Genomic DNA, 18,623 nt, shown 5'->3' on the forward strand with positions numbered 1-18,623 from the left:
TTTCTGAGGATCTTTTCCTTGATCTCTGGGAAATATTTCATTAGATTGAATTACTGATAGATAAAGTTTCGGACTAACCACCCGGCGTCTTTAATTATCATCCACTTAATGAGCGCAGATTTTATGAATACTACTATTCACAGTTTCTTACATACCAGATCTATGGCTGAGCTATCCTGCTCAGTATCTAATCGTATGACTAAACCGATCCGCGCCAACTGGAATGCGGAGCGGTTCAATGTATCCCGAATCTAGCGTTTTCCATTATCTGTACATACAAAAAAGCCAAGCTTTGGCGGCTTGGCTCATAATATCGAGTTTTGGCGAACTCGGTATTTGGTGTTTTGTATGCGTTCCTCACGGCAATAAGGAACACAATTTTGTGATGTTAGGCATCTATCCGGTTGAAAAATTGGCAGTTTTTCAACCTTCAACCAACCAAGGAGGTTTGCTATAGGAACCAAATAAGATCGTTTTACTCAGATCCTTTAAAACGCACCGTTTGGCCGCTGTTTTTACAGCATATACGGTGTGATGGTTCTTTGCAATCAAAAATCAGCAAATGGATATCAGCACTGCTTATGAAGAAGGTGTTTTTGCGGGTGAACGCAGTAATATCGACAGGCTATTATCGCGTGCACCTTACTATCCCCGTTGTAGCTGGGATAAAACAGCCTCAAAGTCCCGTCCAACGGAACTGGCATTTAAGATGCCATACATTCAGATTCAACCAACAGCTGAACAGAGTTGGTTGGTCTTTGATTTGGACCATAACAATCCTTTCATCTGGCAGGATGCGAATCTCCCTCCTCCGAATTTGATCGTATCAAACCGTAATAATGGTCATGCTCACCTTTATTACGCGATTTCTAAAGTCTGTAAGAGTGAAAAAGCAGATCCTAAGATCATCCGGTATAAAGAAAATGTTTATAAAGCGATGGCACAACGGCTGAAGGCTGATCCTTGCTATACCGGATTTATATCAAAAACCCCTTTTCATTCGTGGTGGCGGACCAGTGAACTTCATACTCAGCAATATAATCTGGGGGATTTAGCTGCTTCTGTAACCAGTGAAATCAGTCAGATTATTGCCCGTGATAACACCAGTTCAAGTAAAGCGGTTAACCCGAAAACCTACGCGTATCGTAATCCTTGTTTGTTTGATGTCGTCCGTAACTTTGCGTACTCGATTGTCAGAGCTGAACGGGCCCAGGAAAACTATTCCGGCTTTTATAAGGAAGTGGAATCTTATGCGTTAGAGCAGAATACCAAATTTGTTGGGTTGGGTTGGGAGTCAAATCTTCCTGAATCGGAAGTTCATCACACCGTGAAATCGATCGTCAACTGGACGTGGAACCGATATACAGGTAATCGAGACTGTAATCGTGGCGTGATGAATCTGGAGAGTGTTATTCCTTTAAAAGCAAAGCAGCGTCTTGCTGCCAGGTACTCGGCCAGAACGAAATCAGAAAAAACACTTCGTCGTATCAAAATGACGATTCAGAATATCCGACAAAAAGGTGACAAGGTAACCTGTACTCTTATCGCAAAAACTCTGGGAATCAGTCGACAAACCGTCTCTAAGTATATGCCGGAAGCTGAACATGCTCAGAGCAATATAGTGTCTCTTCATACCCTGTTTCATTTGGGGAAGCGCAAGCTCAAAAAAGTTAATTTAGGTGTACATCAGATATCTAGCTCTTTTAAGAGCTGGTCTTTTTTTGCGGAATCTGTTTGTGATTCTGTGAATTGTCATAAGCGTGTGAATTTTTCCTCTGGAGGCTTTTATTCTTTTGTTTGTCTCTTTGATCATGATTCAACTTAAGCTTTATCTTGCTCTAGTTATAATGCATCAGGTTTTGTTTCTTTTATCTCTGTATTCATTGTTTCTTCTATTGTGATTGGCTATGATTAACTTTGAATCGTTATGATTGGAGATTAATCATGAATACCCGAGTTGTCACTGCACATGTTCCGATGCACTTGGCTGATAAAGTTGATGAGTTGGCGCAACGTCTTGAACGTTCTAAAGCCTGGATTGTTAAACAAGCACTGGCTGACTGGGTCGTTATGGAAGAAGAGCGGCATAAATTAACTCTGGAAGCATTAGCTGATGTTGACCGTGGTGAAGTCATTGATCATCAGTCTGTTAAAGATTGGGCTGAAGGTCTTGATCGTGGATTTTCAGGACATGAATCTTAATGATGGATATCAAATGGAGTAGTAAAGCTTATTCTGATTTGAAGCGCTTATATGAATTTCTTTTTCCATCAGATCCCAGAGCAGCTGCGAAAGTTGTGCAATCTTTAACTTCAGCTCCCGATATTTTATATGACCAACCCAGAATCGGTGAACGACTTGATGCTTTTGAGCCGAGAGAAGTCAGGCGATTGTTAGTTGGCCATTATGAGATGAGATATGAAGTTCAGGAAGCTGTTGTTTATATTTTACGTATTTGGCATACCCGGGAAAAACGTTAATGAAGAAAAGGCCCTGGTGCCAATATCAGAGCCTGTATTTTTCATCTTTCTGGTTTGATTCATTGGCTTTATCAATAGATAGAGATGTATGATGTCGAAAACATCAAACCGTTTAAATTGCCTGAGACGACCTGATTTTCTGTTCGCCAAAAGCAAGTAAGCGTATTTCCATTACCGCTCCGAAATATTCCATATGAATACATGGTTCGGTTTTGCTCTTGCTTAATGTATTGAGTTCTTCCAGTAAGTCAGCAATAAAATTTTTTACGGATTGATCTGCCTGTGACAGATTGGTCATTAAATGATTTTGGCTCATTGTTCACCTGCCTGTTTATCTGACGATAGTTATATACGCTGCTACACGATTATTTTTATGAATGATTTATATTAATTTCTTTTTCACTAAATGGAGTAATTAATATAAATCACATTATTTTAGATGGTAATTTTTCTAGGTATTCGCTGTATGAAAAAGAGAATTCAGCTTAGTATGTGATTTTCCTGTTAGGAGCGTTACAGGATATTGAATCCGTTGACGCCTTTTCTCATTAACTCTCAGGGTTGTATATTTAAATTTATATTAATTTTTATCAACTATAAAATGCTGCGTATTTTATGCTGTATATTCCCATTCAAATGATGGAAATCACATTTTATCTATATATTTTTGATAGTGTAACCAATAAGTCAGTCATCAGTTCTTTGTGAACTCCCTGTAACAAGCTTAAAGCCTTAATGAACAAAGAATCCCTTACATGTTGTACCTTTCTTAACTGGTGAAGTGCTGGAAATTGTCTCATTTCACTGGTAAAACTAGCATGAGATTCCAATTGAAACCCCACTTGAGCCCTGAAGCCAATTGATGCAGGAAGAGGCGTGGTTTTTCGGGTATCTTCCAGTAGAGTGTACTGATGCTTTGAAATCCCGATAAGCTGGGAAGCCGTTTCAACAGAGATATCATTGACTTCTCTGAATCTTCGGGCTGTAATTGCGACTGAATGGTAATAATCCATTGCAAATTCATCAATATCTAACACATCAGGTGGTAAAAATTCACGGTGGTCTGCTAGTTTGCCATATTTATTTTCTAACTGTTCTTTGTAGTTGAAAAACTCATTTCTTGAGACTTCTCCTAATATGTCGCAGACCATGTCGAGAAAATGATTGAACTGAGTTACAGGCAGTCGCCCAATACAAGCTAAGGCTTTCACTGTATTTTTATCCAAATTGGGGTAAAATTGTTGGATTTTGAAAGAAGTCATTGGAACCATCATCACCCATGAATAGGCGGCTATCAGATGAATCGGACGCGCTGCCGGATAGCTTTGCTGCATATGGCGTTTTAAGGTTCCACCGCTTATACCTGTAAATCGTTTTTCCAGTTGTTTAAATGTTACTCCCTGAGCTCGTCTGATATTGGACATCGATATAGAAATGTCGGTATCAATATTCTTGAATGATTTATTTAATTGTTCTATTTCTAACATGCTTATAAAACCCAGCCTTTATTCTTATTATCTGAAAAATATTGTTATCATATATATGATTGAAAGAGATTATTCGATCTGTGTTATATGTCAATCCTGTTATTTTATCAGTGACTTAATTTTATCGGGATTTTATTTTATATGATTTATTTTTACCTGTTTTATTTATGTATGAGTTATGTCGGTTCTTATTTATGAGACTCCTGATTATTCTGATATTATTTACAATGATTTACACTTGTGTCTCTCAATCCTCTGCTGTATGTCATACAACTCCTGCCATACCTGCAGATGTCACTTCCGGAACCCGGATATCGTCAGATTTTGTAAAAATATACAACTATGATCATGTGTCATATAAGTATACCTAAACGTCATAGCCTGAAATTTCGGCTTTTCTTATATTTGTCATTACCTAAATGTCACGGTATATTAGATCATTACTTAAATGTCACTTCAGGTGCATCATGTACATATTTGGTTATCTGAGAGCTTCAACCAGTGATCAGAATGCAAAGAGAGCTCAAAATACCTTAATAAAATTTGTTCAGGAGAAAGGATTCAGAATTGCAGGATGGTATGTTGAAAATGAATCAGGTGCTTCTCTTCAAAGACCTGAATTATTACGCTTACTTGATGATGCAGCAAAAGGTGATGCAATTATTATTGAGCAAATTGATCGGCTTTCTCGTTTAGATGAAGAAAGTTGGTATAAATTAAAGGAAATGCTGTACAAGAAAGAATTGAAGGTTATTAGCCTTGATTTGCCAACCAGCCATCTTGCCCTCTCTCCACAAATTACCGATGAGTTTACAGGATCGATGATCAAGGCGATTAATAGCATGATGATGGATATGCTGGCTGCGATTGCCCGGAAGGATTATCAGGATCGGCGTCGCCGGCAAGCGGAAGGCATCGAAAAAGCCAGACAGGATGGAAAATACCGGGGGCGACAGGCCGATCTGGATTTGCATGAAAAAATCTACCAGCTGAGAGTCATTAACGGTTTGAGTATCAGTGATACAGCTAAACTCACCAACGTCTCTACCCGGACTGTTATTCGGGTGGCGAAGAAATTGTCTTTGGAACGCACAGTTTTACCTGCTGATAATGATTAAATCAGCGATTTATTTGATAAAAACAAACCGCAGCCCGGGTGAAGATTCATTCGGGCTTTTCTTAACATGCTGTCTCGGCCAGTGTCTTCCGACAAAACTAAACCATTTGATTTAGAGGCCGCAAAGTCCTAACGGCCTGTTTCGGCCAGTGTCTTCCGACTAGATGTATTACGCAATGGTAATTTTAATTTAACTGTCCTAACGGCCTGTTTCGGCCAGCGTCTTCCGACTGCGTCCTCTGGAGGCCTTGATACATAAGGGCTGAGAAGGGCGAATTGGCCGATCTGTATAAATATACATGTAAAAACCCCATATTTTGGCTGTTTTCAGAGGGGATCGGCCAATTGCCGATCTCGTCAGACAAGTGGTGATTATATCATCAATTCTGGTGTTGATTCAAAGCGTTAAGGTGAGTGTGCATGGTTTTCATCCGGAATTGTGGGGTCTGGCCGATCTCCTGACGATTCAGTCAATCAGTCAAAATAGCCATAGCCCACTGCTGTTTTTGCCCCCGCTCCCTGATAAGATAATGCATGACAGAGCATATTGGTGATAAACGCCAGTTCTCCTTTCGGTGGTTGTTCTGTTGCACCGGGGCGCGGTACTACCGCGAATTGCAGCGCAAAATCTTCCAGTGCTAAAAATGGAATCGGTACCGGGTCATGCCAGTCGTTAGGAGTGGTTTTTAATGTCCCTGCTTTATCTTTTCCGCCCTCCAGATACCAGTCACCAAAATGTGGTGTCATTACATCGGTGACGAATTTCATTTTTTTTGTTGGCAGGGCGTCAAAGAAAATATAATCGCCAGCCACATGATTCTCTTGATTAACTTTTTCATTATCAGTTTTTGTTGGCTTAGTAGAATGTTCATAACTGCCAAATACCCGCTGCATAAATTGAATAAAATCGTCATCAAGCTTTTCTTCTTCATTGAGCGGATAAGTATTCATTAAAAACGACTTCAGAATGCCTTTTAAAGCCGACCCAGGCAGATATGGAATGCCTAGCGTAGGGTGCCAGAACAGATTCACTTCCAGCAGATGTGGTATCGATAAGCCATTGACAAACCGCCAGTTACAGGTGACGGTTTTGATGGCATCCTGTTTCTGGATCTCTGATCCTTTAAGTCTTTTGACCATTTCACATTGTCTATCGACATAATGCTGACACACTGACGATAGGGCATCTTGATCATCTTTCAATGTATTGCGTACGATTGTCATCGAATCATCGCTTGTTCCTGTGGCCAGAAATTTGCTTTCCTCCCACTCTTCTTCAGGTAAATGACCGTTACACATGAGGCTGAGGAAACGGGTTGTATCTTGTTCTTTCCCCATCTGCACTAAATTGCTGGTATTAGACGTCAAAAAATATTTATTATATAGCAGTCCCCAGTTAAGGGTTTTATGCCATTCCGGATTCTTTTGATCACTCATTATCGCCTCCGGTGTTTTTCTTATTACCGGCTTGGGCAAGCATGGCTTTTTTTGCCCGTAGCAGTGACTTCATCCAGACCAGCAACTCATTGATCTCATTTTCGATAGCCATATGTTCTTTGATATCGATGTCGCCTTTTAACAGATAAGAAAATAGTTGGGTTTGTTGATTATCCGGGTCAGTTGTAAAAGTGGTCCAGCTTTTACCATGTAAATGCTCTTCGATGATTCGCAGACATAGTGGATAGATGTTGGTTGATTTTTTCTGTTTATTGTTGTTTTCTTCCCCGGCCTGATTTTTTGTCAAAAATGCCACAAAGTGCAGTAGGCCGTTATTACGCAAAAAAGCAGGCATGGCAGCGACGGATGTTTCATAGTCCCCAACTGTATCCTCATTGGCCTGTTTTGTTGCCTCTTCAATCAGCCGGTAACAATGTTTAGCCCGTTGGTTAGACAGTAATTCAATACTCATTTCGCCTCCCAACGATTTACTTCAAACCAGCCCATGCCTGTGGTTTCGTTCCCACCGATTTGTACGTAGCCTGTGAATAATTTATTTGTATCAGCATCGGTTTCTTTATCTAAGCGATCAGAACAGACCAACGTGCTGTAGAGCATGGTTTCCGGTGGCAGGGTTTCTACATACCAGAGGTTCTCGTTGGCTTTGGTTTGTGCTTCGAGTTTGACATGCGGTGTGACGGGTGTTGCCATGGTACATAAGTGGCTAAATACCTGATCACTGACCATCACCAGTTTTTGTTCCATTTCCTGACCCAATAAATCGTTTGTTTTCGTCTTCTTACATAGCTGTTCTTTTAAGCTTTCCAGCCATTGATTAGCCTGATGAGTATTTTTGCTGATGAGTTCCAGACAAAAATCTTCCAGAATCAGCTGATTAAGCTTTTCATCGGTATTTTGGCGTAATGTGGCGGCCTGGTTCTCAGACAACAGATTCTTTGTATTTTGATCCTTAAATTCCGTTTTCCCCATCCTTCGCATATCCCGGGCAAAGCGGGAAAGTACACTGGGGCTGGTCACCCATAATGTATGACTGTTAAGGCTGCGCACCGGCAGCCATAATAAACGTGCGTCGCCGAACATCAGTGCCCCGGCGCCGTCGCCAGATTCACTATCATTACCAAACCAGTTTTTTTGTTCCTTGCTGAGATTACCGTCGGGACAAGCTTTTGCCCTGAATGCACCTTTCACGGCTGAGCCGAAAATTACCGGCCAGTTATTATGCGCTTCCCGCATAATCGGTAAATCGATCAGGCCGTTACCGGAGCCTGCGCCTGCATGGACAAAGGTTTCTGCCCGCATCAGTAAAATATTATTAGTTGTCATGAGTGGTTCTCCTTCGTTACTTCAACGGGATCAGGGTGTAGTGGCCGTAGCCGTACAGAGCATAAGGTTGTGACTGTGGAAATTGTGATACTGACGATTCACTCAATTGCTGGCTAAACCAGTTTTTCAATTTTGTGTTTTGGGGGAGTCGAAATAACAGGCAACTGCCAGATTCATAAAAATGTTCAGCATTAACCGGGCCTGCTTTGTTCTTCTCTGCATTGGCTTGACTCTTCTCTATATTTCTCTCCGACTGCCAACCGCCGATAGACATGGGTTTATCCGTTAGTTGATTGAGTAGTTCACAGTTGTTAAATCTATCTTTCATTTCTTGAGTAAATTTAGGCCACTGGCTGACCGGGCAAGGACTTATCAGATTGATAGCAAATAAGTCTCCGTCTGCATATTTAAACTGGTTGTCAATGGTCGGATAAGACTGAAATTTCTCTTCATCTTCATCAATAAAAGCCATTCGGCCTTCAGCACCAAATCGAATATAAGATCCTGTTTTTTTGAGGTGCTCGTGGAATATTTGTTTGATATTTGTGTTTTCAAATGTCAGTGATACAGCAAAGCAAAGGTCCTGATTACTGAATCCTTGCTGATGACGTATATGCTCCGTCAGATAAATCTGCCCATCTTCAGCACTTTTCTTTGCTGCGTTTAACCCGATGCCTAGCCGGGTTTCCCGGCATATCAGTGTTTCCGGGTCGAGCATGACTTCACTCAAGATCTTTGGATTGAAATTCAGTGGTTCGCCCTGTTTTATCCAAAGTTGTCGTAAGCGGTATTCCTGATGCTCATCTTCCAGTGATAGGTGATGAATTGTTCCTAAATCGGTTTCGAATGATTTTTTTAAATCAGGCCTCAGACAGGCAAATTTTTCTATTTCGTTATTTTTTTCTTCTTTTTTATTTTTATTTTCTTCTTTCTTATTTTTATTTTCTTCTTTCTTATTTTCCTCTTCTTTCTTATTTGAGAAAATTTGTTCAACCACTAATCGTGGCGCCGGAATATAATACTGGGACTGATATTTCAGCCGTACCGGGGAGAGATGAACAGGTGGGGTATCCTGCCAGTCATCCTGAAATAACTGTTGATTGTCTGCATCTGACAGTTTTGAACCGACCGTTTGTTTTAGCAGAGCCATCAGCGCCCCGAGAATAGTTCGCTGTGGCGGAATCAGTTTGCTGATGGCCGCAATTTGGGCACTGCCGTTATGGTTACGGCCATCACGAAAATACCAGGTATCATGCGGGTGAATCAGCAGGTGAATGGTGTGGTCTGTCATGCCTGCGCCTCTTGTGTTGTTTGGGAATTATCAGGAGTGGTTTTACAATTGACCTTGCTGCATAAAAATTTAGCGATAAAGGCGATATCGGGATTAAAATAATGGGTCGAAAGCCTGTGGCCTTCCTTGATGGTGATTTCTTCACAAAGAGAGAACAATTCATCCATCCATTGAGGCTTTACTTGTTTTGTCCGCCCCTGGGCTCGGAGATATTGTGCTACCACCAAAGCTTTCAACATCTTGGGTTCAGGCGATTCCGTTCCGTAAAAATTGTTATTGCGTGTCTGGAAATCATCATGGTGGCGTTCCGGTCTGAGCATGCCAAGTTGTTGAGTGATGTGGCGTAAATGGTAAAGGAAGTTATTACTGGTTACTTCTCCACTATCACGTAACCCATCAATAATGTTGTATAAAGCAATCCTGCCTTGTGAATTGATAAATTTACTCCATTTTGCTCCCCACTGCTGCTGAACCCCACCTTGGTTCACGATACGAATCGCAATAGCATCCCGGTCATATTGTTGTTTTGCCACGCCAGATAGAAGTTGTTGTACATCGCGTAATACCCGCATCAGAGGCACGTTTATATGGCTGAATAACACGGCAGCTGAAATAGTTGGCGAGTCTTTAAGCTTGATTGCGTTGACAAAATCACGCCGTAACTGGCAGGCACAATTGAGCGCATCTGCCCCTGGTAATAAAGCAACCAAATCTTCCCCGCCGGCATAAATTAAAAAACCGTGATGTTTTTTGACGGTTTGTTGTGCTTGTGTTGTATATGACTGAAGTGCTGAACTGATTTTTCTTTCGGTATTGTCCTCATGAGACTTTTTACTGATAAATCGCCCCAGCTTATCGGCATCCAGAGCGACGACAGCATAGTAGCTTTCTGGAGCGCTGAATCCAGCCGTGTCATCCCTTTTCAACAACTCATTTTTCAACCGGTTTAATTGAGTCAGGCGTTCAGAAACACATTTTTGTTGCTGACGTAATTCATCTATTTGCCGACTAATTTGCCCCCGTTTATTTTGATCAGAGTGATATTTTCTCTGGTTTTCCAGTTTGCTCAGATGCCTTTGAATTGAGTCTCTCTCTCCCTCGAGCAGAAAGTCATAACAGCTGTTGCCATTAATCTTAGCTATCGATGAGCTGATATCTGCAAATGCTGTCTGAAATTCTGTCTGTGAGTCTTTCAAGTAATGGCTTTTTCCCAAATACTCATCAATACCGGTAGCAATGAAGTCACGAAAACAGGACCTTAAGGCTTGATCATTTTCCTGTTGAATATAGTCACTAATTGCCCACAACCAGTTTCTTGCTGCCAAAAAAGAGACGGAAGGAACCCGGCTGTCAAGGCACCAGCCACTGAGTGTGAACTGTTCCGAATCCGGTAATTGTGTTTTTGTAAAAAATGCTTTGAGCCGGTTTCTTATCGGGTGAAATACACTGGTTTCATCCTGATAAATAAACAGAGGAAAATAGTAAGGAAAGCGGCGTTTAAAGTAAGCAACAGCACTCAGCATTTCCTGATCATCAATATCATGTTCCAGACGGATCGGGTCACCTTCTGATGTTGGGTATTGATGATCCCTTAATGGCGACCAGAATTGCTCAACCACGGTTTGTTGCAGGGAGGTACCTTGAGCAGGTTTGGTGATTCCTGACATTTCCTGTAATCCCGCAAAGTAGTTACATTTAACGCCTGGCTCTGGTTGCTCCGAAGGTAAATGCTGCCGAAGTAGTTTACGGCTTTTCATCGCTTCAAAGCCGGTTTTCAGATCAGGGGTAATTGCCCACTGAATTTCCCAATAATTGCCGAGCTGCCTTTCCCATAGTTGCTGACAACGGTTCCGGTCTTCACCTGGTCTGTTTTCAAAAAAAGGTTCCAAATCATTTTTAAAAACTGCTTGCCACATTAATCGCCAGTACGTACGGACATCATTGACAATTTCGTCTGCATTGTCTGAATTAAAATCTTTAGGTACTAATGCTGAAAACCGGTTAGGCAGACACGCATGTTTCGGGCCGAAGCGTTCTTTTTTTTGAACCGCTTTTTTTATCTGCTCATTTTCTTCGGGTAATACCGGGCCATACTTTGAGTGATCAGACTTAACTTTTCTTTTACCCGTTTTGCTGTCGTCGGTTTGTTGATTACAACGAATAGTGACTGAACGTTGGGCAACCGCACATAAAAAGGAGATTAAAAATGAACCGGCCCAAAAATCACGAGTGCGGCGTCCACTGGTGATAAAGGGTTGAACAGGACTGATAGAAAAATGGAAATACTTTTTTGATTTATTATTCCGTGCCATTAGTGCTTCCTTTGTGATAAATGACAGTAAACTCTTCTGATATATGGTGTGAACTAATCAGGTTAGTCGTTAATTCAGTAAAAAAGCCTTGTGTACTACCAAGTTCATCAATCACTTCCTGCGGTAAAAAAGGTATGGGTACTTCCTTTTTATTTTCGTTATCTTTAAAGGACAGTTTGGATTTACTGTTATCAGGTAAATACTTGGAAGTCAGTAACAGAACATTAATCAATTTCTTTTCACTTTTTTCAATATGCTTTCGAATGCATGATAAAAAGACCAATGCTCCTCTACGCCTGACTTCATGGTTTTTACTGTAAATCCGGTATATCGCTTTTGTTTCTTGTGGTTTTTGGTCTAGGCCAATTTTTTTTTCACCTTTTTCATCAATCACAAACCTATATGTGATCAGCGGAAACCCAACTTGTAGCCGGGCGGGATACTGGCCCTTAAATATTCTGTCTTTATCACCCTGACCAATCTGTAAACGTGCTGCTTTATAGGATTCTCCTATTGTCATCAGGAGCTGTTTGTCAGTCATCTCTTTCCTCACAGAAAATTGAGCCCACAGCGTTGCGGCAGAAAAGGCAGGAATCGGAGGAACAGACCAGTTTTTTATCTGCTGATTATTGATTCGGTCATTTTTGATGCATTGGATCAGTTGTTTATATAACTGTTCCTGGGATAGGGCCTGATTATTTTCTTTGACCAGCGATTGCGTAAACTGGACGGAAAAAGAACCAAAACCTTTTCTGGAACGGGAACCTAACCCACCAAATTCGGCAAAACACAGCAGTGCTTCTAAAACCTGCCGGATAGATTGATCGGATAATTCAGGGGAAAACTGAAATACAAAATCGATTGACTGATGAGATGACACGACCGGACGAAGTGGTGACATGTCTGATAACTTGCCTTCCCTGAGTTTATACCCCTGCCCGGCAATGTATTGAATCGATGAGATGTCATCATCTGGGTTATCATCAGAAGTCAATGAATGAGTTTGGTTGGCTCGATGTATTGGTAAAATGCTTTTTTTTAGCCTTATCCGGACTTTCGAACAGCCAATCCCTTTTCCTTCTTCAGCACTGCCCCAGAGTTCACGTTCATTCTGGTGTAGTGTTTGTAGAGTGCGTTTATCAATCGTGGCTTCATCTTTCGGGAATTGGTCGTTGTTTTTTGCGATGAGCTGTAATTTTACAGGCACCCACTGCAAAGCCCGCCACCAGTAACGAAGCCCGCCTTTTAAACCAGCCAGAGGAAACTGTGCCGACTCCTGAGATAAAATCTTTGCCTTTAGTTTATCTATGCTACACTTCAGCGTTTGTCTCTCTTCATGACTGATGTTTTTATTTTTTATGCGGGTAAGGCTTGCTTCTAACTGTTTCCATTCTGGTGAAACCTGTTCAGCATTGTTTAAGAAGGTCATGCTTTCAAAAGTTAACCGGACGGAAATGCATCTTGTTTCGGTCATCTTACTGACTTTATCTTCAATTTTTTTGTAGAACGGTGTCTCGATCATTCTATCCCCCCAATTTCGCCAAATCGTAGTAGCGCAAATCAAACAGTTTCACGTTGTATTTCTCATCAACATATTGTGCTTTGACATCTGTGGTTGTCGTCATAAATGTCGCCACCATGCTTGCGACCTTATTGCCGGAGGTAAAATCAACAACCGTATCCCATTCTTCAACACTGGAAGCCGTCACTACATCCTGTACAGCATTCATACAACTTTCGAAATCATAAAAATTGGCACCGTACTCACTGAAGTCAACAGCTTCTGGCAGATTGACATACTTTTCCTGAATCGGAGTGTTGTATAACGTTTCTGATGAGATTCGGGTAAATGGCTGTTCGTGTCCTGGTTTATACAGATGAAATTCAAGATGATATTGATGGCTGCCGTCGTCGTTATAGATCAGATAGAGTGAAAGTAACTTGAGTAAGGAATCTATCTGACGTTTACTGCCTGCATCATTTGGCTGGTTGATGTGTTGTTCTTTTTCACTGTATCCCCGGTCAGAAACAATCAGTGAGACAATTTGTGGATTATCCGGGCGACCAGCAGAGGCCAAAAGATGGTGTTCCAGTGCGACAAATAACATTCGCCAGCTGGTTCTGGCGGACTTAGCACCAAAGTACGCTAATGTAGCGTCGTAAACACCGATTAAATCGCTGAATGTCGGTAAAGAAATCGTTTCATCGATATCACCAAAATTCCGCTGAGCCCAAACGTAGCGGCTGATTATTTGTACCAGATTTTTATCAGTAATTTCTAATGGATTATCGTTTTCATTGATACGTATTTGTTTGAATATGCAGCTTCCTTTCCTGATACTGGAGAGATCATTGATTTTTGATTGAACTTTTTGTACATCAATCTTGTTTCTATCAAAAAAATCGCGACTCATAGTGCCGCCATTCTCTGCAGGATCAAATAATAGTTTCATGATTACAATGCTGCTTTTAATGAAATCGTTTTGTTTTTCATCGTTCTCAGAGTCATCCGGAAATTGTTCAATCTTTGATAATTCTTCAATATCCTGGGGAAGATTGCCTTTTATTGGATGCACCGATTGCTGTTGGAAAATCGACACAAACAAAATCAAATGCCGGTGTGGTGTTACATCCTCGGTTTCTGCCAGCATATTCGTGGGTACCGCATGTCTGCGAACCTGATGCAGGAAGAGGTAACCACCAAGAACGGCAAACCATAAGTAATGTAAAGCGGAGAGAGGGGGAATACAGGCAATCGCAACACCGGAGGCAAATATTACTACTGCCAGCCACATATCCGATGGTGTTTCAAAGTACTTCAATAACTTCCTGACTCCAGACTCTGAAGTTCGGGGTGATATGGTTAGCGCCAGAATAAATAGCACAAAAAGAACAACCATTCCGACGATGATGACCCAGTATGGTGCCGATTTCGCAATATTTTGCAGGATGTCTTTTCCTGTATCCAGGAGTAACGTGAACAGAAGTAAGGTGAGCAGTAACGCGATTCGTCTCCCGTAGGAGGGTATCTGTTTTAATGCATTTTTAGCTTTTGGATCCGCAGATAACTGAGCCCTTTTTTCAGATAAAGGGATGATAGAAAGCAACATGATAATCACAAACATCAGTCCTGAGATGACTAAAGTTATCCGATGTATTTCATTGGTACTTTGAGGGCCAAGCAACAGAAATTTCAGTTCGGTTGATAGCCAGCCACCACCAATGGCCGCTATCATTGCTGCCAGTACATAACCCGTTAACGTGACATGAGAGGATTTAAAAAAGTCCACTATCTCCCGCCAAATCACTTTTCCCTGCTTATCCTTTTCTTTACTCACCTCAGCCCTCCCTGACTAAAAGTCCAAACTGAAAAGATGCTTCTTCAACCCGCAGCGACATCATCTCTTCTAATGACAACCGTGTTTTGAGATCAAACACGACCGCTTCATCCCCGACGGCCATTTCAATCGCAATCCGCTGAAAGGGAATGTCGATACCTGTCAGCCGGGTCAGAAATCTTGCTGTGCTCTCATGGCCAATCGCAGAAATGAAACCATCAGACAGCTGATTTCTGACCTCTGAAACAGTCAGTGGCCCGGTATAGCGATAATCACCAAAAGTGGTCAGCACCGGCGAATTGAGAAGAAACACCGTCATGATATGCTCCGGCATGATAAAGTATCATGCTCATATATATGGATATTAAACTAAATGCTCTAACATTGAGCTGTCAACGACTAATCAGGATTTTTCAGATGTCCGGAGAAATTGATTTCAGAAGCTTGTTGCCGATCAAAGGAATTGATATCAGCCTGCGCTGTTTATCGCCTGTTCACTGCCAGCCTTTCCACTACCCGGCGATGACAGCCTGGCTGAGATATTTGCTTGATATTGGTGATGAATATGAAAAATACTTCTGTATCGGACTGGCTGAATCCGGGAAGACTGAATTTCATAAAGGAGATTACTATCATCTGAGAATCATGATGATTGCACCACCGGATGTGTTAGTTGAGTCATTATTCCGGCAGCTACATCAACTGCCGGACAGTTTCACCCATCAAACCAGTGGAGCATTTGGCAGCAATCTGGCACTGGTTTCCATCAAAGATAGCTTTTCTCTGAAAAATGTCACCGATCCGGATCAGCTTTTGGCGCTGGATGAGACCTATTTAAAATCTCAGGCAGAATCACTGCAATCCACGGAGCATTTTATCTGGCGGTGGGACAGCTTTGTCCGGCTGAAAAAGAAAAACTCCCCTGACCGTTACAAACCATTGAAAGGCGATAATCGTTTTTGCCGGGATTGTGATGACTTTTCAGCTGAATTGCTGATGGAAAGAGTGTTCACCACGCTGGCCTCTTTGGTCACTGAGCATAGTGATAACGAACGTCCCAGATTAGGTGAACTCCCTGAACTCATGCTGGCCGGGTGCGATACGTTCTGGCTGGATAATTATTATCTTAAAGATGAACACAGCACGCCAAAATCGATTGGCGGCGCCTGCGGTGAGTTTGTGCTCAGGGGGCAGATGGATCTGATTTGGTGGCAATATCTGATTCTGCTGCACTGGCTGGGTATGGGGCAACAGCGGGTCTTCGGACTGGGGCGTTTCAGCCTGCTGACCGCTGAGGGTGCTCCCCTGTTAAATCACCGGCCGGAACCAGCATTGCACTGGAGTCAGCTACTTCATCAGGAACGCTATCTTGATCTGGCGCTGGAAAAAAGCAGCGGCAGTGCGCAGGAGCCGTTACCGGATAAGCCACAACTGAGAAAGATGGTATCTGCGTTGTTAAACCGGACCTATGAAGTACCGGTATTACAGGGACGAATTCTGGAAAGAGAAGGTAAAGCGCCCCGCCCGCTTGCTTATCCGCCTCTGGCTGACAGGGTATTGCAGCGGGTGGTGTTGCAGGTGCTGCAACGCAGCTGTGAAAAGTTCTTTGATCATGCCAGTTATGGTTATCGCCCGGAGCATTCGCGGCAACAGGCGAGAGACCAGATTATGGCGCTGGTCAAAAAAGGTTACCGGTGGGTATTTGAATCGGATATTGAAGATTTTTTCGACTCATTGAGCCTGGAAAAGCTCGCCATGCGTTTGCGCTGTCTGCTCAATGATGATTGCCTGGTTCATTATCTGCTGGCATGGATGGCGGCTCCGGTGGATTATCAGGGAGAACGAATCATGCGGGAAAACGGTATTCCACAGGGAAGCCCGCTCAGTCCGCTGATGGCGAATCTGATGCTCGATGATTTTGATAATGACCTCAAGCTACAGGGATTTAAACTGGTCCGGTTCGCCGATGATTTTGTCATCATGTGCAAAAACAAAAAACGGGCAGAGCGGGCTCAGGCACTGGCAGAAAAATCTCTGCATGAACACGGGCTGGCGCTGAATCCGGATAAAACCCGGATTACAGAAATTGATCACAGTATCCAGTTTCTTGGCTACCTGTTCGTCAACGATACGGTTCTGGATAATCCGAAACGATCCGCGAACAAGGATCTGTCGGTTCCGCCGCATTCATGGCTGGCTGAATATCATGCCCGCATGGCGGTGAAAGCTGAAAATCCGGATGAACCGCCAGCTGAACAACCATCTGAGCCCGTCAATGAATCTTCCCAAGAGAGTGAACTACCGGAGCCTGTTAATATCACGGACGAAGCGGATGATGACTTTGCCATCTCAGCGGACGGGTTAACGGATGATGCGTCTGCCGGTGAAGAGCTGATGCAGGAAGCAGAAGATGAGGTGCTCAACCATGAGGAAGAACCCGCTCCGGCAGGTTTGCGGGACAGCCGGGGCACCGGGATTTATATTTCTGGTGACCCTTGTATTATCCGGACCTGTGCTCACCGGGTTGTGGTGCAGCGGGGAGAAAATATCCTGACCGACACGCCGTGGACGGCGGTCAATCATCTGATTTTATTCGGTCATCATCAAATCACCAGTCAGGCGATTCATCAGGCTTGTGAACAAGGGATAGCCATTCATCATGCCACCGGTATGGGGCGTTATGTTGGTGTTACCACTTCGCCGTCACAGAATTCAGCCAGTCAGCGACTTCAGCAAAAGCAGTTGGCACTGGATGAAACGTTGCAGTTGCAGATTAGCCGGGCGCTGGTTATGGCCAGAATCCGCAGCTGCCGGGAAATTCTGCGCCGACGGGGACGCGATGAGCATCAGGCTCTGCACCAATACCAGCAACAGGCGGAAAGCGCCGCCAGTCTGATGCAGTTACGTGGTTATGAAGGCATGGCGACCCGGTTTTATTTTGCTGCGATTCAGGAAATTTTGCCCGACTGGGCGGAATTTTCCGGACGTAACCGACAGCCGCCACAAGACCCGTTTAATGCACTTTTATCACTGGGTTATACCCTGCTCTATGGTTTTACTGACAGCCTGTTACGAGCCAGCCACCTGTTATCCTGGGCCGGCGTTTATCATCAGCCGGAGGGGCGCCATGCTGCATTAGCCTCTGACATGATGGAGCCATTCCGGTATCTGGTTGAGCGGGTTGCTTTGACTCTGGTGAATAAGAAGATTCTCACTGAAGCGGATTTTGAAGCACGGGATGGCGGAATCTGGTTGCTGACACACGGGCGTCAGCGTTATCTGGCATCGCTGTTACAAGCGTTGAATACACAAAAAGCTGTGAACAGCTTACCAGCCTGTTCGATCATTGATCACATCCAGCAACAGATTAACAGCTATATTACGACCATTCGCTCCGGGGAGGCATTTCAGGCATGGCACAGCCGTTAATTATTTATGCAGTCTGCTTTGACATCAGTGACGACAAGGTACGCCGCCGGGTGGGTAAAATTCTGCTCAGTTATGGTGACCGGGTGCAGGAATCGGTCTTTGAAATTGCGGTAAAAACGCCTTATCAACTCAATTCTGTATCAGAAAAAATCCAGCGACTGCTGGATGAAACCGACAAGGTTCGTTTCTACCGCCTGTGTGCCAGGTGCCGGGCGCATTCTCATGTCCTCGGTGAAGGCCGTATCGCCGACTGGCCGGATTCTATCATTATCTGCTGAACCCTTCTGATTGATGGCCTGTCCGGGCCAGTGTCTTCCGACGCAGAAGCAGTAGATCAATTTGGTAACTCACATGGTCCTAACGGCCTGTTTCGGCCAGTGTCTTCCGA

16 protein-coding genes are annotated in these 18,623 nt (G+C 43.2%); 6 read left to right on the top strand and 10 right to left on the bottom strand.

Annotation, left to right across the window (positions count from 1 at the left end):
- Nucleotides 1-562 precede the first annotated feature (562 nt).
- The 3 genes from OCV29_RS23465 (at nucleotide 563) to OCV29_RS23475 (ending at nucleotide 2,480) form a co-directional block, all read left to right on the top strand.
- Nucleotides 563-1,825, top strand: a complete 1,263-nt coding sequence (locus OCV29_RS23465; protein ID WP_261887455.1) for a replication initiation protein — start codon at nucleotides 563-565, stop codon at nucleotides 1,823-1,825.
- A 119-nt stretch (nucleotides 1,826-1,944) separates the two neighbouring features.
- Nucleotides 1,945-2,202, top strand: a complete 258-nt coding sequence (locus OCV29_RS23470) for a CopG family ribbon-helix-helix protein (protein WP_261887456.1) — start codon at nucleotides 1,945-1,947, stop codon at nucleotides 2,200-2,202.
- Between the two features lie 2 nt (nucleotides 2,203-2,204).
- A complete protein-coding gene (locus OCV29_RS23475) occupies nucleotides 2,205-2,480 on the top strand; it encodes a type II toxin-antitoxin system RelE/ParE family toxin (RefSeq protein WP_261887520.1) in 276 nt (91 codons plus the stop codon).
- Between the two features lie 112 nt (nucleotides 2,481-2,592).
- Here the strand turns inward: OCV29_RS23475 and OCV29_RS23480 are convergent, their stop codons facing one another.
- The gene (locus OCV29_RS23480) at nucleotides 2,593-2,796 is read right to left on the bottom strand and encodes a hypothetical protein (protein WP_261887457.1); all 204 of its coding nucleotides are present in this window, start codon (nucleotides 2,794-2,796) and stop codon (nucleotides 2,593-2,595) included.
- Nucleotides 2,797-3,133: 337 nt separating this feature from the next.
- The gene (locus OCV29_RS23485) at nucleotides 3,134-3,967 is read right to left on the bottom strand and encodes a hypothetical protein (RefSeq protein ID WP_261887458.1); all 834 of its coding nucleotides are present in this window, start codon (nucleotides 3,965-3,967) and stop codon (nucleotides 3,134-3,136) included.
- 467 nt (nucleotides 3,968-4,434) lie between these two features.
- On the opposite strand from OCV29_RS23485, the gene OCV29_RS23490 reads away from it, so the two are divergent.
- Entirely contained in the window at nucleotides 4,435-5,085 is a 651-nt protein-coding gene (locus tag OCV29_RS23490; RefSeq protein ID WP_261887459.1) for a recombinase family protein, read from the top strand.
- 473 nt (nucleotides 5,086-5,558) lie between these two features.
- On the opposite strand, the gene cmr6 is transcribed toward OCV29_RS23490, so the two are convergent.
- The 8 genes from cmr6 to OCV29_RS23530 are packed head-to-tail and all read right to left on the bottom strand — an operon-like array spanning nucleotide 5,559 to nucleotide 15,125.
- Complete coding sequence (gene cmr6 / locus OCV29_RS23495; protein WP_261887460.1) at nucleotides 5,559-6,521, bottom strand: type III-B CRISPR module RAMP protein Cmr6; 963 nt, start codon at nucleotides 6,519-6,521, stop codon at nucleotides 5,559-5,561.
- Nucleotides 6,514-6,993 carry a type III-B CRISPR module-associated protein Cmr5 gene (cmr5, locus tag OCV29_RS23500; protein ID WP_261887461.1) on the bottom strand — a complete coding sequence of 160 codons (480 nt, stop codon included), beginning with the start codon at nucleotides 6,991-6,993 and terminating at the stop codon, nucleotides 6,514-6,516. Before cmr5 ends, cmr6 begins: the two co-directional genes overlap by 8 nt.
- Nucleotides 6,990-7,865: a type III-B CRISPR module RAMP protein Cmr4 gene (gene cmr4 / locus OCV29_RS23505; protein ID WP_261887462.1), complete on the bottom strand. Its 876-nt coding sequence runs from the start codon at nucleotides 7,863-7,865 to the stop codon at nucleotides 6,990-6,992. The genes cmr5 and cmr4 overlap by 4 nt, the downstream gene beginning before the upstream one ends.
- 16 nt (nucleotides 7,866-7,881) lie before the next feature.
- Complete coding sequence (locus OCV29_RS23510) at nucleotides 7,882-9,156, bottom strand: type III-B CRISPR module-associated Cmr3 family protein (RefSeq protein ID WP_261887463.1); 1,275 nt, start codon at nucleotides 9,154-9,156, stop codon at nucleotides 7,882-7,884.
- Nucleotides 9,153-11,468, bottom strand: coding sequence for a type III-B CRISPR-associated protein Cas10/Cmr2 (gene cas10 / locus OCV29_RS23515; protein WP_261887464.1), 2,316 nt, complete (start codon nucleotides 11,466-11,468; stop codon nucleotides 9,153-9,155). The genes OCV29_RS23510 and cas10 overlap by 4 nt, the downstream gene beginning before the upstream one ends.
- Nucleotides 11,455-12,990, bottom strand: coding sequence for an RAMP superfamily CRISPR-associated protein (locus OCV29_RS23520; RefSeq protein WP_261887465.1), 1,536 nt, complete (start codon nucleotides 12,988-12,990; stop codon nucleotides 11,455-11,457). Before OCV29_RS23520 ends, cas10 begins: the two co-directional genes overlap by 14 nt.
- Before the next feature lies 1 nt (nucleotide 12,991).
- On the bottom strand, nucleotides 12,992-14,806 hold the full coding sequence (locus OCV29_RS23525) for a hypothetical protein (RefSeq protein WP_261887466.1): 1,815 nt from the start codon (nucleotides 14,804-14,806) through the stop codon (nucleotides 12,992-12,994).
- Nucleotide 14,807: 1 nt separating this feature from the next.
- Nucleotides 14,808-15,125 (bottom strand): YddF family protein, encoded by a 318-nt coding sequence (locus OCV29_RS23530; protein WP_261887467.1) that lies wholly within the window; start codon nucleotides 15,123-15,125, stop codon nucleotides 14,808-14,810.
- 98 nt (nucleotides 15,126-15,223) lie between these two features.
- Here OCV29_RS23530 and cas1 point away from each other — a divergent pair, with 98 nt between their 5' ends.
- Both cas1 and cas2 read left to right on the top strand, forming a co-directional pair.
- Nucleotides 15,224-18,235 carry a CRISPR-associated endonuclease Cas1 gene (gene cas1 / locus OCV29_RS23535; protein ID WP_261887468.1) on the top strand — a complete coding sequence of 1,004 codons (3,012 nt, stop codon included), beginning with the start codon at nucleotides 15,224-15,226 and terminating at the stop codon, nucleotides 18,233-18,235.
- Nucleotides 18,220-18,513, top strand: coding sequence for a CRISPR-associated endonuclease Cas2 (cas2, locus tag OCV29_RS23540; RefSeq protein ID WP_261887469.1), 294 nt, complete (start codon nucleotides 18,220-18,222; stop codon nucleotides 18,511-18,513). Before cas1 ends, cas2 begins: the two co-directional genes overlap by 16 nt.
- The last annotated feature ends 110 nt before the right edge of the window (nucleotides 18,514-18,623 follow it).

It is taken from the genome of Vibrio aerogenes, assembly GCF_024346755.1.
Classification (GTDB): domain Bacteria; phylum Pseudomonadota; class Gammaproteobacteria; order Enterobacterales; family Vibrionaceae; genus Vibrio; species Vibrio aerogenes.

Bases quoted from the DNA above. Each gene is read 5' to 3' on its own strand.
- OCV29_RS23530 (WP_261887467.1), bottom strand. From the start codon at position 15,125: ATGACGGTGTTTCTTCTCAATTCGCCGGTGCTGACCACTTTTGGTGAT.
- OCV29_RS23465 (WP_261887455.1), top strand. From the start codon at position 563: ATGGATATCAGCACTGCTTATGAAGAAGGTGTTTTTGCGGGTGAACGC.
- cas1 (WP_261887468.1), top strand. From the start codon at position 15,224: ATGTCCGGAGAAATTGATTTCAGAAGCTTGTTGCCGATCAAAGGAATT.
- cas10 (WP_261887464.1), bottom strand. From the start codon at position 11,468: ATGGCACGGAATAATAAATCAAAAAAGTATTTCCATTTTTCTATCAGT.
- OCV29_RS23520 (WP_261887465.1), bottom strand. From the start codon at position 12,990: ATGATCGAGACACCGTTCTACAAAAAAATTGAAGATAAAGTCAGTAAG.
- cas2 (WP_261887469.1), top strand. From the start codon at position 18,220: ATGGCACAGCCGTTAATTATTTATGCAGTCTGCTTTGACATCAGTGAC.
- cmr5 (WP_261887461.1), bottom strand. From the start codon at position 6,993: ATGAGTATTGAATTACTGTCTAACCAACGGGCTAAACATTGTTACCGG.
- OCV29_RS23510 (WP_261887463.1), bottom strand. From the start codon at position 9,156: ATGACAGACCACACCATTCACCTGCTGATTCACCCGCATGATACCTGG.
- OCV29_RS23490 (WP_261887459.1), top strand. From the start codon at position 4,435: ATGTACATATTTGGTTATCTGAGAGCTTCAACCAGTGATCAGAATGCA.
- OCV29_RS23475 (WP_261887520.1), top strand. From the start codon at position 2,205: ATGGATATCAAATGGAGTAGTAAAGCTTATTCTGATTTGAAGCGCTTA.
- cmr6 (WP_261887460.1), bottom strand. From the start codon at position 6,521: ATGAGTGATCAAAAGAATCCGGAATGGCATAAAACCCTTAACTGGGGA.
- OCV29_RS23485 (WP_261887458.1), bottom strand. From the start codon at position 3,967: ATGTTAGAAATAGAACAATTAAATAAATCATTCAAGAATATTGATACC.
- OCV29_RS23470 (WP_261887456.1), top strand. From the start codon at position 1,945: ATGAATACCCGAGTTGTCACTGCACATGTTCCGATGCACTTGGCTGAT.
- cmr4 (WP_261887462.1), bottom strand. From the start codon at position 7,865: ATGACAACTAATAATATTTTACTGATGCGGGCAGAAACCTTTGTCCAT.
- OCV29_RS23480 (WP_261887457.1), bottom strand. From the start codon at position 2,796: ATGAGCCAAAATCATTTAATGACCAATCTGTCACAGGCAGATCAATCC.